Origin of the sequence: Megasphaera jansseni (genome assembly GCF_047974155.1) — a bacterium.
Taxonomy (GTDB): Bacteria; Bacillota; Negativicutes; order Veillonellales; family Megasphaeraceae; genus Megasphaera.
The window spans coordinates 25,224-39,668 of record NZ_JBHYRR010000032.1 but is presented as its reverse complement, the minus strand read 5'-3'; the positions used below and the strand labels follow the sequence as shown (position 1 = coordinate 39,668).

The window sequence follows — 14,445 nt, the reverse complement described above, 5'->3', positions numbered from 1 at the left end:
GGACAAGAAACATGTGCCTGTCTAAAAACAAGGGATATAAACTTTTAAAAATGTCCTTGACAAAGGGTACAGTTTAAATATCAATCCATCGCGATGAACAATGAACTACGAACGAAAAACGTTCAAGTGCAAGGAATCTTGCATGATGGCAGAAGCCTTCACGCGACTCAGGCATCCAGTTTCCCTGTGATGAGGTAGACTAAGAGGCCTTTTTCGGCGTGGCGTCTGTTTTCGGCTTCGTCGAGGATGGTTTCCAGGTGTTTTTCCATGACGTCCTGTGTGATTTCGTAGCCCGGATGGATAGGCATATCGTGGAAGACCATGGTATCCGTCCCTTCCAGGAGGGCGGCGTCGATCTGATAGGGCATCATCATGTTGATGATCTGGTTCTTCTTTTCGGCATAGTCCGGATTGGTGAAGAATTCCATGTCGACCCAGGTATCGGTGTAGACGCAGTCCACGTCAGCGACGACTTTCTTCAGGTCTTCCTTAGAAATGTCCGTCGGCAGTTCCTGATAATGGCCGGTAGCTGCCAATTTATCGTAGAAATCGGCCGGGACGTTGGTGATCTGGCTGAACGGCGTCAGGCCGTACATCATGCCGCCCATCTTGGTGACGATTTCACTGAGCGAATTATAGGTATTGTTCTTAGCGCCGATGTAGAGGACTTTGGCTTCAAAATGGCCCGTCTTTTCATAAAGGGTCAACATGTCGGCCAGGGCCTGCGTCGGGTGGAACGTATTGTCACAGCCGTTGATGACCGGGACCGTGGCGTTCTTCATGAAGCCTTCCGTCGTTTCGGCCTTCTTGAACCGGCCCATGATGCAATCGACGTTGCGGCAGACGTATTTGACTTCACTCATGAGGTCGCCGATGGTGAAATTGCTGTCCTTCCACAGCTGGTTATAGGCTTTGCCGCCTAATTCTTCCATGCCGATGGAAAAAGAAAGGTACGTCCGGTTCGACGTCTTTTCAAAGAGCGTATATAATTTCTTGCCATCCAGGATATGGCTGTAATCATCCTGATGCTGCTTGATCTTTTCGGCCAGTAATAAAATGCCTTTCAATTCATCTGCTGTATAATCTGCGAAGCTATTTGCATGTTTCATGTATATCCATCCTCCAATAAATTAAGACCAGAACTTGTTCGATGGATATATCATAGCACAGTCGCATGAATATATCAAGTATTTATGCAAATTTTTTCGTGTTTTTATACACATTCAGGTGCAAAAAAAAGGGCTGCACAGGCTAGCCAAAGCTGTCCTGTGAGCCCCTTAAAAGGTCTATTTTACTTTCCGATTAGCATTTAACTACGTTAGCTGCCTGCGGTCCGCGCGCACCTTCAACGATATCGAATTCAACTTCCTGACCTTCGGTCAAGGATTTGAAGCCATCTTCCTGGATAGCGGAGAAGTGAACGAAAACGTCGCCGCCATCTTCTCTTTCGATGAAGCCATAACCTTTTTCTGCGCTAAACCATTTTACTTTACCGTGCATAACAAAATCCTCCTAAAAAAACAATTCCAGCTATCTTGTAGCTCTTCCGTTAGTGTAACATAACGGATTGACAATGTCAATCGAAACGGCGGACATAGTGGACGAAAGAAAAAGGATATTTTTCCCGTCCGTCTGGACAGTGCCATTCCCGGCTTTGTTCCTTCCACTCGTCCTTATGCCAGGCCGGGAAGAAGGTGTCGGCGCCGTCGAAGGCTTCGTCGATTTCCGTCAGGTAGAGACTGTCGGCCAGGGGCAGGAAGGCTTCGTACATGGAAGCGCCGCCGATGACGAAATAGTCTTCCCCGGCTTCCATGGCCTGCTGCATGGCTTCGACGCTGTGGAAGACCGTGACGGCGTCATGGCTGACGGCGTAATCCTTTTGACGGGTCAGGACCCAGTGCGGCCGGCCGGGCAGGACGCCGGGCAGGCTCTCGAAGGTCTTGCGCCCCATGAGCATCGTGTGGCCCATGGTGAGGGATTTAAAACGTTTTAGGTCGGCCGAAATATGGCATAAGAGGTCGTTATCCTTACCGATCCCGCCATTCCGGTCGACGGCTGCAATGAGATGGATCATCAGACGGCCACCTCCATGGGCAGTTTGCCCAAGTGCTGGTAGTTGTCGAGAGCGATGTCGTCGATGGTGAAGTCATAGAAATTGTGGATATCGGGGTTGAGGATCAGCTTCGGCGCCGGGAAAGCCTGGTCGCGGCGGGCCAGCTGGGTCTTCATGGCCTGGACGTGGTTCTCATAGACGTGGGCGTTGTTGATGACGTGCGTGAACAGGCCCGGACGCAGGCCGGCGGACTGGGCGATGAGATGGATGAGGACGGCGTACTGGGTCATGTTGAAGGGGACGCCCAGGCCCATGTCACCGCTGCGCTGGATGAGCATACAGTTCAGGCGGCCATCAGTGACATCCCACAGCGTCTGATAGGCACAGGGCTGGAGGGCCATGTCCGGCAGGTCTTCGATGTTCCACAGGGATACGATCATGCGCCGGTTCTGGGGATCCGTCTTCAGCGTGTCCAGAAGCTTATCGACCTGTTTGTACTTGCGGATCTGGTAGCCATAGGCCTTGCCAATGGTACCATCCGGCCGCATCCATTCGTCCCAGACGTGGCAGTTCATCTTCTGCAGTTCCCGCACGTCGTTGCTCTGGAGCTGCCAGATCCAGAGGATTTCTTTGACAGCCGTCTTGAAGGCGACGAATTTCGTCGTCAAGATGGGGAATTCTTTTTCCAGGTCGAACTGCATGATTTGGTGGGGCAGTTTATACGTCCGCACGCCCGTGCGGTTGTTGTCGAAATAGCCGTGGTCGAGGATATTTTCGACGATATTCAGATATTGTGTATCGGCAATACTCATGTATGTCACCTCAAAATCAATGGTTATCTATATAAGACTGGATGGCGCTGACGAACTGGCGTCCATATTTATGGAGCTTGAAGCTGCCTACGCCCTTGATGTCGCTCATGGCTTCCAGGCTGTCCGGCTTGAGGGCAGCCATATCCCACAACGTGGCATCGGAAAAGATGACGAACGGCGGGATGTGCTCGTCTTTGGCCAGCTCCAGGCGGACCGCCCGCAGCGTGTCGAAGAGCGGCCGCAGGGCGTCTTCGTCGATGGCCCCGGCGCGGCGCTTCTGCTGGCGCTTGGGCAGTTCCGGCACGGGTTCAGTCGAAACGACTTTCTGCTGGACGATGCGCTGCTGGCCGCTGAGGGCCTGCCGCCCGTCAGCCGTCAGGGAGACGACGGGATATTTACCATCGGACTGGTCGAGATAGCCGTCGTCGATGCACTGACGGACCATGTCGCGGACTTCGGACAAGGTGAAATCGCCGAGCATGCCGAAGGCCGAATTATGTTCAAAGCCATAGCGGCGGACCTTGGCGTTCTGGCTGCCCTTGAGGATGTCACAGACCATGGTCATGCCGAAGCGGCCTTTCAATTCGTCGACGCAGAGACAGATGCTGCGGACCTGTTCGGTCATGTCTTCTTCGACCGTCTCCTGGTCACAGTTGCCGCATTTCTCGCAGCGCTGCCACGACGGGTGTTCGCCGAAATAAGTCAGGATATAATGGCGCAGGCAGTGATTGCCTTCGCAGTAACGGACCATGGCGTTGAGCAGGCGGAACTCGACGGCCTGCTGCTGCGGGTCATGGACGGACTGTTCGATGAGGAACTTCTGGATCATGATATCCTGGCGGCTGAAGAGGAGGATACATTCCCCCGGCGCTCCGTCCCGGCCGGCCCGGCCCGCTTCCTGGTAGTAGCTTTCGATGTTCTTGGGCATCTGGTAATGGATGACGTAGCGGACGTTGCTCTTGTCGATGCCCATGCCGAAGGCGTTGGTGGCGACGATGACCTGGAGCCGGTCATACGTGAAGGCGTCCTGCATGGTCCGGCGCATGTCATCGCTGAGGCCGGCATGATAGCGGCCGGCCCGGATGCCCCGCCGCGTCAGTTCTTCATAAACGCGGTCCACTTCCTTGCGCGTCGCCGCATAGATGATGCCGCTGTCTTCCTTGTGCTGCTGGACGTAAGACAAGGCGAAGTCCAGCTTGCGGTTCGTCCGGACGACGCGGAAATACAGATTCGGCCGGTCGAAGCCGCCGATGAAGATGCGTTCCTTTTCCAGGCCCAGGAGGTTCATCATGTCCTCTTTGACCTTTTCCGTCGCCGTCGCCGTAAAGGCCCCGACGACAGGCCGCCTGGACAGGGCGGCGATCCAGTCCTTGATGGCACAGTAGCTGGGCCGGAAATCGTGGCCCCACTGGGATACACAGTGAGCTTCGTCGATGATGAACATGGAAATGGGCAGGCTCTGCATGAAGGACGTAAAGAATTCGTTTTCCAGGCGTTCCGGTGAAATATAGACGAGTTTGACCCGGCCGGCGCGGATGGCGGCGAAGCGGGCCTTGGCCTCCTCAAAGGTACACTGGCTGTTGATATACGTCGCCGGTATCTCCTGATTGACCAGGCTGTCCACCTGGTCCTTCATGAGGGAAATGAGCGGCGAAATGACCAGGGTCACGCCAGGCATCATCAACGCCGGCAGCTGGAAGCAGATTGACTTCCCTGCCCCAGTCGGCATGATGGCCAGACAGTCGCGGCCATCGAGCAGGGTCTGGATGACCTCGTGCTGGCCCGGCCGGAACGACGTATAGCCGAAATATTGTTTTAAAAGAGATTCAAGTTCCATCAAAATCAACCCATCTATAAAAAACGAATGTACGGAGTTTGTAGTTTGCAGAAAAAGCCTTTAAATTTAAAGCCATCTGCTAACCACTAACAACTTGCCACTAACAACTTGAAAGGAGCTGTCGCGATGCGACAGCTCCTTTATATCATATCATCTTTAGCCTTATTTTGCCAATTCTTCTTTCAAGACGTCGGCCAGGCGTTTAATACCTTCGACGATGCGGTCTTCCGGCATGTTGGAGTAGTTCAGGCGGAAGTGGTTGGCATTGCCGCCGTGGGGGTAGAAGGGACCGCCCGGCACGTAGGCAACGTTCTTAGCCAGGACTTTCGGCATGAGCTCTTTGGCGTCCATGCCTTCCGGCAGCGTTACCCACGTGAACAGGCCGCCTTCGGGGTATGTAAAGGTGATGCCTTCAGGGAAGTATTTTTTCATCGATTCGCACATCAGGTCGCGGCGTTTCTTATAGAGGGCCTTGATCTTGACGACGTGTTCATCGAGGTCGAACATATCCATGTAATACGAAGTCTGGCGCTGGCCGAAAGACGACGCCTGGAGGTCGACAGCCTGTTTCAGCTTGACGACTTTATCGATGATGACCGGATCGGCTACCATCCAGGCAATACGCAGGCCCGGCATGAGGATTTTCGAGAACGAGCCGAGGAAGATGATATTGCCCTTGGTATCCATCGATTTCAGGGACGGTACCTTGTCGCCGTCATAACGCAGTTCGCCATAGGGGTCGTCTTCGAGGACCGGGAAATCATACTGATTGATGAGGTCCATAAAAGCCTTGCGCCGTTCTACGGGCCAGGTAATGCCCGTCGGGTTCTGGAATTCCGGGATGACGTACATCATGCGGACGCGGTCGCCGTATTTTTCCAAAATCTTTTCTAATTCTTCCGGAATGACGCCCTTTTCGTCCGTCGGCACTTCGACGAATTCCGGTTTGCAGAGCTTAAAGGCATTGAGGGCGCCGAGATAGGTCGGGCTTTCGACGAGGACGATGTCGCCCGGATTAATGAAGATCTGGGCCAGCATGGACAGGCCCTGCTGAGACCCAGACGTAATAGTGATGTTGTCGATATCGCAGTCGACCATGAAAGCCTGTTTCATGCGGGCTGCAATCTGTTTGCGCAGGGGATTATAGCCTTCGGTCGTGCCGTACTGCAGGGCTTCTCGGCCTTCTTTGGTCAGGATGGCATCGTCGACTTTTTTCAGCTGTTCCGTCGGGAAGAGTTCCGGTGCCGGCAGGCCGCCAGCGAAAGAAATGACTTCCGGCATGGTCGTCAGTTTCAAGAGTTCACGGATTTCAGAGGCTTTCAAATTCATGGCTAAGTCGGAAAAATGCATATCAATCACTCCTTCAGGTTCTATGAATCACGCGTTTATCTATGTCTACATAGTATCATCAAAATTACTTTTATGCAATTAAACGTTTGCGTTATAAATATGTTACGTTTCGTACAACCTTTATAAACCAAATGTAAATAACGAGAATGACTGATAATAGTAAATATCTGGTTAAAAAAATATTAAATAATGACTGTAAAAATTTTTTAAAAAAATTTGCAAAAGAAAAGACGCCCTCACGAGAGAGCGTCTCATTTCCTTAAAATCTAATTATTTGCCGATTTTTTCTTTCAAAACTTCAGCTAAGCGTTTAATCCCTTCGACGATGCGGTCTTCCGGCATGTTGGAGTAGTTCAGGCGGAAGTGGTTGGCATTGCCGCCGTTCGGATAGAAAGCACCACCCGGTACGTAAGCGACTTTCTTTTCGATGACTTCCGGCATCATAGCCTTGGCATCGAGGCCTTCCGGCAGGGTTACCCACGTGAACAGGCCGCCTTCCGGATAGGTGAAGGAAACGCCTTCGGGGAAGTACTTCTTCATGGAATCATACATGAGCGTACGGCGTTTGCCATAGAGGGCGCGGATCTGTTTGACATGAGCGTCGAGGTCATACATGTCGATGTAGTACGAAGCCTGGCGCTGTGCGAAGGACGATGTCTGTAAGTCGACAGTCTGTTTGAGCATGACGGCCTTTTCCAGGATGTCATGAGCTGCGACCATCCAGCCGATACGCAGGCCCGGCATGAAGATCTTGGAGAAGGAACCGAGGAAGATGACGTTGCCCTGGGTATCCATGGATTTCAAGGTCGGCATCGATTCGCCTTCATAGCGGAGTTCGCCATACGGGTCGTCTTCGATGATGGGGATGTCGTGTTTGTTCATGATGTCCATGATGGCTTTGCGGCGTTCCAGCGGCCAGGTGATACCCGTCGGGTTCTGGAATTCCGGGATGACGTACATCAGGCGGACGCGGTCACCATATTTTTCGATAGCTGCTTCCAAAGCTTCCGGAACCATGCCTTTGTCGTCGGTTTCGACTTCGACGAAATTCGGGAAGTTGACAGCAAAAGCCGTCGTAGCGCCCATGTAAGTCGGGCTTTCAACGAGGACGATGTCGCCTTCATTGAGGAAGAGCTGGCCCAGGAGCGAAAGGCCCTGCTGGGAGCCAGCGGTGATGATGATATCTTCATAAGTGCAGTCTGTATGGAAAGATGTTTTCATGCGTTTGGCAATCTGTTTACGCAAGGGCACATAACCTTCCGTCGTACTGTACTGCACGGCCTGACGACCTTCTTTTTTCAAGATTTCCACGTCGACTTTCATCATTTCGTCAATCGGGAAGAGTTCCGGTGCAGGGAGACCACCGGCGAAGGAAATAATTTCCGGATTTTCTGTTACTTTCAAAATTTCACGGATATCCGATGCGTGTAAACTCTTTGCTTCTTCAGAAAACTTTACCATAAAACTTCACTCCTATCTATTCTCTTTCTTTTATGGCTTTAGCTGCGACGCGTCAATGTGCGTCGTAACGATATTTATTATACCACGATATAGGCCATTAATCCACAAATTTTATGGAAAACCTCCCCAAAATCTATACTAATGAAATAAATAGTAAGCCTTACCTTTCTATGTTAATCGTTTTACTGTTTTAAACGGCGGTATAAGGTGCTCTTGGAAATGCCCATGGCCGCAGCGACGCGGGATTTATTACCATGATAGCGGTCCATCAAATAGTAAATCAAGTCCCTTTCATAGTCGCGGTAGGACGCATATGACCGGATATCCGGTTTCTGCCGGGGTTCCCTGTCTGCTTCCACCGGGGCTACCTCCTTCCTGGCCTTGCGCAGATGGCGGTATAAGGTACTCCGTGAAATCCCCATTGTTTCCGCCGTCTTCGACTTATTGCCCCGGCAGGCGGCCAGTACTTCTTTCAAGGTCCGGAACGGCCTTTCTGCTTCCGGTTCCGGCTGAGCGGGTCCGCCCGTTTTTTCCCGCACCGGTTCCTGAGCCGGCTCCGGAACCGGCCGTCCTTTGGGGCCGGCCGGTTTGCAGACCGCGGCAACGGCTGCGTCTTCCAGGATATATTCCGGCAGTTCCAGCGACGTAATGATATGGCTATGGGCCAGAGTAACGGCCGCTTCCATGGCATTGCGGAGCTGGCGCATATTGCCGGGCCAGGAATAGGCACAGAGACATTTCATCGCTTCGGGAGCGATGGTGATGGCTTTCTGCCCCATGGCATCGGCAAAATGGTCCACATAGGCCTGGGCCGCCTGGGGAATGTCCTCTTTGCGGTCGCGCAAGGGCGGAATATTGATTTTGATGACGTTCAGCCGGTAATACAAGTCCAGCCGGAAATGGCCCTGAGCGACGAAATCCTCGATATTGCGGTTCGTTGCCGTAATAATGCGGACGTTGACGTGCCGGCTCTTCTGCCCGCCCAGCCGGACGACTTCTCCCGTTTCCAGGACCCGCAGCAGGACAGCCTGCATATCCAACGGCATCTCGGTGATTTCATCCAGGAACAGCGTCCCGCCATCCGCCTGTTCGAACTTTCCGGGATTGCCGGACTTCTTGGAACCGGTAAAAGCCCCTTCTTCATAGCCAAAGAGTTCGCTGACGATCAGGTCTTTGGGGATAGCCGCACAGTTAATGGCGACAAAGGGCTTCTGTGCCCGGGGACTGGCCCCGTGGATCGACTGGGCAAAGACTTCCTTCCCCGTGCCGCTTTCCCCACAAAGCATGATATTGCAATCGCTGTAAGAAACCATGACCGCTTTGTTCTTGGCTTTCAGGAACGCCGGACTGGAACCGACCATCTTCTGGAAGGAAAAAGTCATCCGCGGCGATACCGTATGGGCCGGTACCGCCTTGGGCAGTGCCGGCGATGCCTGGACAATAATCCCATAAGAAAGGCCGTTCTGGATGACCGGCCGGCAGATGAGCTGGAAATGCTGTTCGTGGTAAGTGATGAAGAACTGCCCTTCCGTGCCGGTCTGCAAGAGCTGCAGGACGTCGGCCATTTCCGGGAAGGCATCGCTCAATTTCTTCCCGACGATATCGAAATACGTCGTATCGAATAAATCGAGGAACGTACAATTGGAATCCATGACATAGCCGTTCGCATCAATCAGCAGGACGGCGTTCGTAAAGGTCAGATTCATCGCCGAACTGCGCAAATTCGTCACATCGGAATCGACATTCATCAAATGATACTGTTCCATGCAATGCACGGCCTGGATGACGCTCAGCAGATGCCAGGTCAGTTTTTCTTCGGGAAAGACGATGAACTGGCACATGCCATTATAGTTCTTGAAAGAAAAGTCCATGGCAATCGTCACGTATTCCGAAAAAACACGGGAATAATTCATAGCCCCCCGCATGAAGGAGACGGGATGAGGATGATGCAGGAAGGTCATGGCATTGGTCCCGATGGACTCATCCGACAGGTCAGCGCCAAATTTGATGCCCTTCTGTTTGAGCCGGGCCAGGAGCGCTTTATTCCCGCCGTGGGAATAGATGCAGCGATGGGGATCGACATAATAAACGACAGCCCCGTGTTCCGCCAGTAGTTCATGTTTGATGGAGTAATAAATCCGCCGCTGCTTCCATTCATATAACAAGAAACTGGTCAGCCTGTCTTTCGTCGTAAAGTCGATCTGGTCATCCCGCAGGGATTCCTGCCAGCAATCGACACCGAGGCTGTACGAATAAAGCCATGATTTGACGAGTTTCAGTTCCATATCGGTCAAATCATCGGGGATGTCGGAAGGATGAGCCAGAACATATTTTTTCAAGGCCGTCAGCTTCTGCGAATCATAGGCCCGCATCTCATTCAATATATCTTTTCGCGTCGACAGCAAGGCCTCTTGTTTATAAATATGATTTTGATTCATGACCGTATTCCTTCTTTCGCTGGATTCCTGATTCATATTGTATCATATTTTATATCAAAGTGACACACTGTTTCATTTTTTCTTTACTATTCAGCTTTCCGCTTCATTTTGTATCATTTTCAATTCATAACGATTCATTTTGTATCGTTTTTATTGGCACGATTCTTTCATATACATTAGTGAAAGCCAAATGCTCAGGATAAACACAATGAATCCCATGAGTCATTCACGATAAGGAGGTCTTTAGTATGTCTTACAAATTTACAGAAGAACAATTAGCCATCCGCGATTTAGCCCGGAGTTTTGCCCAGAAAGAGGTGGAACCCCTGAGCCGTGACATGGATGAACATGGCTGGAACGCCGCTTTATATGAAAAATATAAGGCCGTCGGACTGCAGGCCACGCCGGTCCCCGAAGCATACGGCGGTGCCGGCCTGGGCGACATCGAATGTGCCATCATCACGCAGGAACTGGCACGGGCTGATGCCGGCTTCGCAATGGCTTCGGAAATCAGCTGGGTCTGCACGGACATGATCATCCGCCATGGCTCCGATGCACAGAAACAGAAGTACCTGCCCGGTATCGCCGAAGGGAAATTATGTGCCTTCGGCCTGACCGAACCGGATTGCGGTTCCGATGCAGCCGGTATGCGCACGCGGGCCAAAAAGCAGGCAGATGGCAGCTATGTCGTCAATGGGTCCAAAGCCTGGATCACCAATTCCGGCATCGCCGATTATTATGTCATCATGGCCGTGACGGATCCGGATAAACGGGCCAAAGGCATTTCTGCCTTCCTCGTCGATGCCGGGACGCCGGGCCTGCTCATCAACAAGGAAGAAGACAAGATGGGCATGCGCAGCTCCGATACCCACGGCTTGACCTTCGATGACATGAAACTGCCGCCAGACGCCCTCTTAGGCGAAGAAGGCATGGGCTTCGTCTACGCCATGGAAGGCCTGGACGGCGGCCGCATCAGCTGTACGGCTATTTCCACGGGGATTGCCCAACACGCCATGGACTTAGCCATGAAATATGCCAAGGAACGGACGGCTTTCGGAAAACCCATCGCCAAATTCCAGGCCATCGCCTTCAAACTGGCCAATATGGCCATGTACACGGACGCCATGGAACTCATGCTCTATGATGCAGCCGAACTGAAATCGACCGGTGTCCGCTGCTCCCGCCAGGCCGCTGAAGCCAAATTATTCGCCTCGACCCACGCTACGCAGATCTGCCTCGATGCGATCCAGATTTTCGGCGGCAACGGCTACAGCAAGGAATACCATGTCGAACAATTATTGCGCGACAACAAACTCATGGAAATCGGCGAAGGCACCAATGAAGTCCAGCGCATCGTCATCAGCGGGGCTCTTTTGAAATAAAGTCTTATAAATGAAGTAATATAAAGGAGGTATTATGATGGAAGTCGTAAGTGCAAGAAAAGCCATCGAAGCTATCAAAGACGGCTCGTCCGTTGCTGTATCGGGATTCGTAGCCGTTGCTAACCCGGAATATGTCTTATCTGAAGTAGAAAAGTCATTCTTGGAAACGGGCAAGCCCCGGAACCTGACCCTCATCTGGGATGCTGCCGTCGGCGATGCCCGCGGTGGCGGCGTCGACCATCTGGGCCATAAAGGCCTGGTCGCCAAAGCCATTTCAGCCCATTGCAACATGAATCCGAAATTACAGAAGATGATTGACAATAACGAAATCCCGGCACATATCCTGCCATTAGGCAGTATGTCCCAGCTCTATCGGGAGATCGGCGCCGGGAAACCGGGCCTGTTCAGCAAAGTCGGCCTGGGTACGTACGTCGATCCCCGCCACGGCGGTGCCAAGGCCAACCGCATCACGACGGAAGAACTCGTCGAACTGACCCACATCCACGGCGAAGAATTCCTCTTCTATAAGGCCTTCCCCATGGACGTCGCCATCATCCGCGGTACGACAGCCGATACGAAAGGGAACATCACGTGTGAACATGAACCCTGCTTATGCGACATCATGGTCACGGCCCAGGCCGTAAAACATAACGGGGGCATCGTCATCGTCGAAGTCGAAAACGTCTGCGAATACGGATCACTGAACCCGCGGGACATCATCGTACCGGGCTTCATGGTCGATTACGTCGTCGTCGCACCTAAAGACCAGCATCCCATGACCTTCGGCCATCCGGACTATAATCCGAACTGGGCCCAGGAATACCGCATCCCCCTCGACGACGTACCTAAATTGAAAATGGATGCCCGCGGCCTCATTGCCCGCCGGGCTGCCCTGGAACTGAAACCCCATCAAATCGTCAACCTCGGTTTCGGCGTCCCCGAAGGCATCGCTTCGGTCTGCGCAGAAGATGGCTGCTCCGATAAAATCACGCTGACCGTCGAATGCGGCCACGTCGGCGGGGTCCCCGCATCGGGTCTGGATTTCGGTGCCTGCACCAATTCAGAATACGTCGTCGACATGACCCGGCAGATGGACTGGTACGAAGGCGGCGCCCTGGATATCACCTTCTTAGGCGCAGCTGAAGTCGATAAAGATGGGAATGCCAATGTCACGAAATTCAATGGCCGCACGGTCGGCCCGGGCGGCTTCCTGAACATCGCATCGACAGCCAAGAAAGTCTGCTATTGCGGCAGTCTCACAGCAGGCGGCCTGAAAGTCGCCGTCGAAGACGGGAAGCTCATCATCAAACAGGAAGGCAAAATCAAGAAATACGTCCCGGCAGTCGAACAAATTTCCTTCAGCGGCAAACAAGCCTATGCCCAAGGACAGGAAGTCCTGTATATTACGGAACGGGCCGTTTTCCGCCTGACTGCCGACGGGCCGATGCTGGTCGAAATAGCACCGGGTATCGACTTACAGACCCAGGTTCTCGATCAGATTGCCTTCCCTGTCGCCGTATCCCCCGATTTAAAATCCATGGATCCACGGATTTTTACTGATGACGTACTGCATTTAGGTTTATAACCAAGGAGGTCTTTCATTATGGAACTCGTACATGTATCAGTAACAGACCATATCGCTACGATAGTCATGGATAACCCAAAGAACCTCAATGCCATTGATATCCCCATGGCTCAGGCCATCTCCAAGGCATTGTCCGATTGTGAACAAGACGAAGAGGTCAAAGTCATCGTCCTGACCGGTGCCGGCCGGGCCTTCAGCGGCGGTGGGGACATCGGCTACTTCATCGATGAAGTGAAGAAACCGCGCTTCACCATGGCGCCGATTGTCGAAGCCGTCGCGGCGCTCCCCTTACAGATGAAACGCATGACCAAACCCATTATCACGGCCGTGAACGGAGCCGCTGCCGGCGGCGGGGCCAATCTGGCACTGGCCGGGGATCTGATTTATATGTCCGATAAGGCCAAATTCCTACAGGCCTTCGTCAACATCGGCTTGGCGCCGGATACAGGAGGGGCCTATCTCCTGCCCCGCATCATCGGCACCACCCGGGCTTTTGAAATGTTTGCCACAGGCCGGCCGGTAGGCGCCGAAGAAGCAGTCCGAATCGGCATGGTCACCGGCGCTTTCCCGGCAGACGCCCTGATGGACCAGGTCATGGCCGTCGCCAAAAAGATGACCCAAGGACCGGCAAAATCCTACGCCTATATCAAAAAGATGCTCTATGCCAGCATGTTCACTGGATTTGAAGCGTATGCGCCTACGGAAGTTTTCTATCAGAACTCGTGCGCGCAGTCTGCGGACTTTGAAGAAGGTATCACCGCCTTCATGAACAAACGCAAACCAGTATTCCAAGGAAAATAAGTAAGTAAAAAATAAGCCGTTACAGGAAGCAAAATCACTTCATGTAACGGCTTATTTCGTGGTCTCCTCCCCTTAACATGGGAGGCAGGCCTCTACGCATACGGCTACTGGCCATTTTTTGCGACCTGCCGCCTGCGACCGGCGGCCAGCAAACTGCGTTTATTTTATGAGTTTGTCGCGGCGGAACGCCGCATCTGAGTCAGAGGAAAAGCCGTAGCACGTAGTTCGTAAAACTTCACCATTATACTCAAATATGCTATGATTAAACATCGCAGCGGGCCGCACAAGGCTCCCTTTATAGGGGAGCTGGCCGCCAAAGGCGGTCTGAGAGGTTAAAGGTCGGCCCCTACGCACAAGGCCAATGGCCGTGTATTTTTTATGGTCCGCAGGACCGTAGCGACCTGCGACCTGCCGCCTGCAAACTGCGTTTATTTCATGAGTCTGTCGCGGCGCAGCCGCATCTGAGTCCGAGGCACGCAAAAAGGGGCCTCGCATAATGACGAAAGCCTTCATGCGACAGCCCCTTTCTACAAGGATTACTATTTTTTATGTGTCGAATCTAGCGCAGTGACTTCAAAGGGAATCCGTTGTTCCCGAACTGCCGCCTTGATGAACAAGATGATCGCAGCGGACATGCTCAGCCCTACGGAATCACAGAACTCTTCAAAGTCTTCTTTTAACTCCTTGTTAATACGAAAGGATACGCCAATTTGTGCAGCCATTCTA

At 52.6% G+C, this 14,445-nt stretch carries 12 protein-coding genes; 3 read left to right on the top strand and 9 right to left on the bottom strand.

Annotation, left to right across the window (positions count from 1 at the left end; translation table 11 throughout):
- Nucleotides 1-167 precede the first annotated feature (167 nt).
- The 8 genes from ACE418_RS11325 to ACE418_RS11290 form a co-directional block, all read right to left on the bottom strand.
- Nucleotides 168-1,109, bottom strand: coding sequence for a Rossmann-fold NAD(P)-binding domain-containing protein (locus ACE418_RS11325; protein WP_416450703.1), 942 nt, complete (start codon nucleotides 1,107-1,109; stop codon nucleotides 168-170).
- 193 nt (nucleotides 1,110-1,302) lie between these two features.
- A complete protein-coding gene (locus ACE418_RS11320) occupies nucleotides 1,303-1,500 on the bottom strand; it encodes a cold shock domain-containing protein (protein WP_014016364.1) in 198 nt (65 codons plus the stop codon).
- 76 nt (nucleotides 1,501-1,576) lie between these two features.
- Nucleotides 1,577-2,074 carry a dihydrofolate reductase gene (locus ACE418_RS11315; protein WP_416450702.1) on the bottom strand — a complete coding sequence of 166 codons (498 nt, stop codon included), beginning with the start codon at nucleotides 2,072-2,074 and terminating at the stop codon, nucleotides 1,577-1,579.
- Nucleotides 2,074-2,865, bottom strand: a complete 792-nt coding sequence (locus ACE418_RS11310) for a thymidylate synthase (RefSeq protein ID WP_416450701.1) — start codon at nucleotides 2,863-2,865, stop codon at nucleotides 2,074-2,076. The genes ACE418_RS11315 and ACE418_RS11310 overlap by 1 nt, the downstream gene beginning before the upstream one ends.
- Before the next feature lie 16 nt (nucleotides 2,866-2,881).
- Complete coding sequence (gene recQ, locus ACE418_RS11305) at nucleotides 2,882-4,702, bottom strand: DNA helicase RecQ (RefSeq protein WP_416450705.1); 1,821 nt, start codon at nucleotides 4,700-4,702, stop codon at nucleotides 2,882-2,884.
- A gap of 162 nt (nucleotides 4,703-4,864) precedes the next feature.
- Entirely contained in the window at nucleotides 4,865-6,052 is a 1,188-nt protein-coding gene (locus tag ACE418_RS11300; RefSeq protein ID WP_416450700.1) for an aminotransferase-like domain-containing protein, read from the bottom strand.
- Nucleotides 6,053-6,322: 270 nt separating this feature from the next.
- Entirely contained in the window at nucleotides 6,323-7,513 is a 1,191-nt protein-coding gene (locus ACE418_RS11295; RefSeq protein WP_416450699.1) for an aminotransferase-like domain-containing protein, read from the bottom strand.
- Between the two features lie 182 nt (nucleotides 7,514-7,695).
- Nucleotides 7,696-9,951: a sigma 54-interacting transcriptional regulator gene (locus ACE418_RS11290; RefSeq protein WP_416450698.1), complete on the bottom strand. Its 2,256-nt coding sequence runs from the start codon at nucleotides 9,949-9,951 to the stop codon at nucleotides 7,696-7,698.
- A gap of 248 nt (nucleotides 9,952-10,199) precedes the next feature.
- On the opposite strand from ACE418_RS11290, the gene ACE418_RS11285 reads away from it, so the two are divergent.
- From ACE418_RS11285 to ACE418_RS11275, 3 genes are read left to right on the top strand one after another with little or no spacing between them, the layout of a single operon-like run.
- Nucleotides 10,200-11,333: an acyl-CoA dehydrogenase family protein gene (locus tag ACE418_RS11285; RefSeq protein WP_416450697.1), complete on the top strand. Its 1,134-nt coding sequence runs from the start codon at nucleotides 10,200-10,202 to the stop codon at nucleotides 11,331-11,333.
- A 34-nt stretch (nucleotides 11,334-11,367) separates the two neighbouring features.
- Nucleotides 11,368-12,918 (top strand): acyl CoA:acetate/3-ketoacid CoA transferase, encoded by a 1,551-nt coding sequence (locus tag ACE418_RS11280; protein WP_416450696.1) that lies wholly within the window; start codon nucleotides 11,368-11,370, stop codon nucleotides 12,916-12,918.
- A gap of 18 nt (nucleotides 12,919-12,936) precedes the next feature.
- Complete coding sequence (locus tag ACE418_RS11275; RefSeq protein WP_416450695.1) at nucleotides 12,937-13,719, top strand: enoyl-CoA hydratase/isomerase family protein; 783 nt, start codon at nucleotides 12,937-12,939, stop codon at nucleotides 13,717-13,719.
- Nucleotides 13,720-14,258: 539 nt separating this feature from the next.
- Here ACE418_RS11275 and ACE418_RS11270 read toward each other — a convergent pair.
- The gene (locus tag ACE418_RS11270; RefSeq protein WP_416450694.1) at nucleotides 14,259-14,441 is read right to left on the bottom strand and encodes a type II toxin-antitoxin system RelB/DinJ family antitoxin; all 183 of its coding nucleotides are present in this window, start codon (nucleotides 14,439-14,441) and stop codon (nucleotides 14,259-14,261) included.
- Between the last annotated feature and the right edge of the window lie 4 nt (nucleotides 14,442-14,445).

Bases quoted from the DNA above. Each gene is read 5' to 3' on its own strand.
- ACE418_RS11325 (WP_416450703.1), bottom strand. From the start codon at position 1,109: ATGAAACATGCAAATAGCTTCGCAGATTATACAGCAGATGAATTGAAA.
- ACE418_RS11320 (WP_014016364.1), bottom strand. From the start codon at position 1,500: ATGCACGGTAAAGTAAAATGGTTTAGCGCAGAAAAAGGTTATGGCTTC.
- ACE418_RS11315 (WP_416450702.1), bottom strand. From the start codon at position 2,074: ATGATCCATCTCATTGCAGCCGTCGACCGGAATGGCGGGATCGGTAAG.
- ACE418_RS11310 (WP_416450701.1), bottom strand. From the start codon at position 2,865: ATGAGTATTGCCGATACACAATATCTGAATATCGTCGAAAATATCCTC.
- recQ (WP_416450705.1), bottom strand. From the start codon at position 4,702: ATGGAACTTGAATCTCTTTTAAAACAATATTTCGGCTATACGTCGTTC.
- ACE418_RS11300 (WP_416450700.1), bottom strand. From the start codon at position 6,052: ATGCATTTTTCCGACTTAGCCATGAATTTGAAAGCCTCTGAAATCCGT.
- ACE418_RS11295 (WP_416450699.1), bottom strand. From the start codon at position 7,513: ATGGTAAAGTTTTCTGAAGAAGCAAAGAGTTTACACGCATCGGATATC.
- ACE418_RS11290 (WP_416450698.1), bottom strand. From the start codon at position 9,951: ATGAATCAAAATCATATTTATAAACAAGAGGCCTTGCTGTCGACGCGA.
- ACE418_RS11285 (WP_416450697.1), top strand. From the start codon at position 10,200: ATGTCTTACAAATTTACAGAAGAACAATTAGCCATCCGCGATTTAGCC.
- ACE418_RS11280 (WP_416450696.1), top strand. From the start codon at position 11,368: ATGATGGAAGTCGTAAGTGCAAGAAAAGCCATCGAAGCTATCAAAGAC.
- ACE418_RS11275 (WP_416450695.1), top strand. From the start codon at position 12,937: ATGGAACTCGTACATGTATCAGTAACAGACCATATCGCTACGATAGTC.
- ACE418_RS11270 (WP_416450694.1), bottom strand. From the start codon at position 14,441: ATGGCTGCACAAATTGGCGTATCCTTTCGTATTAACAAGGAGTTAAAA.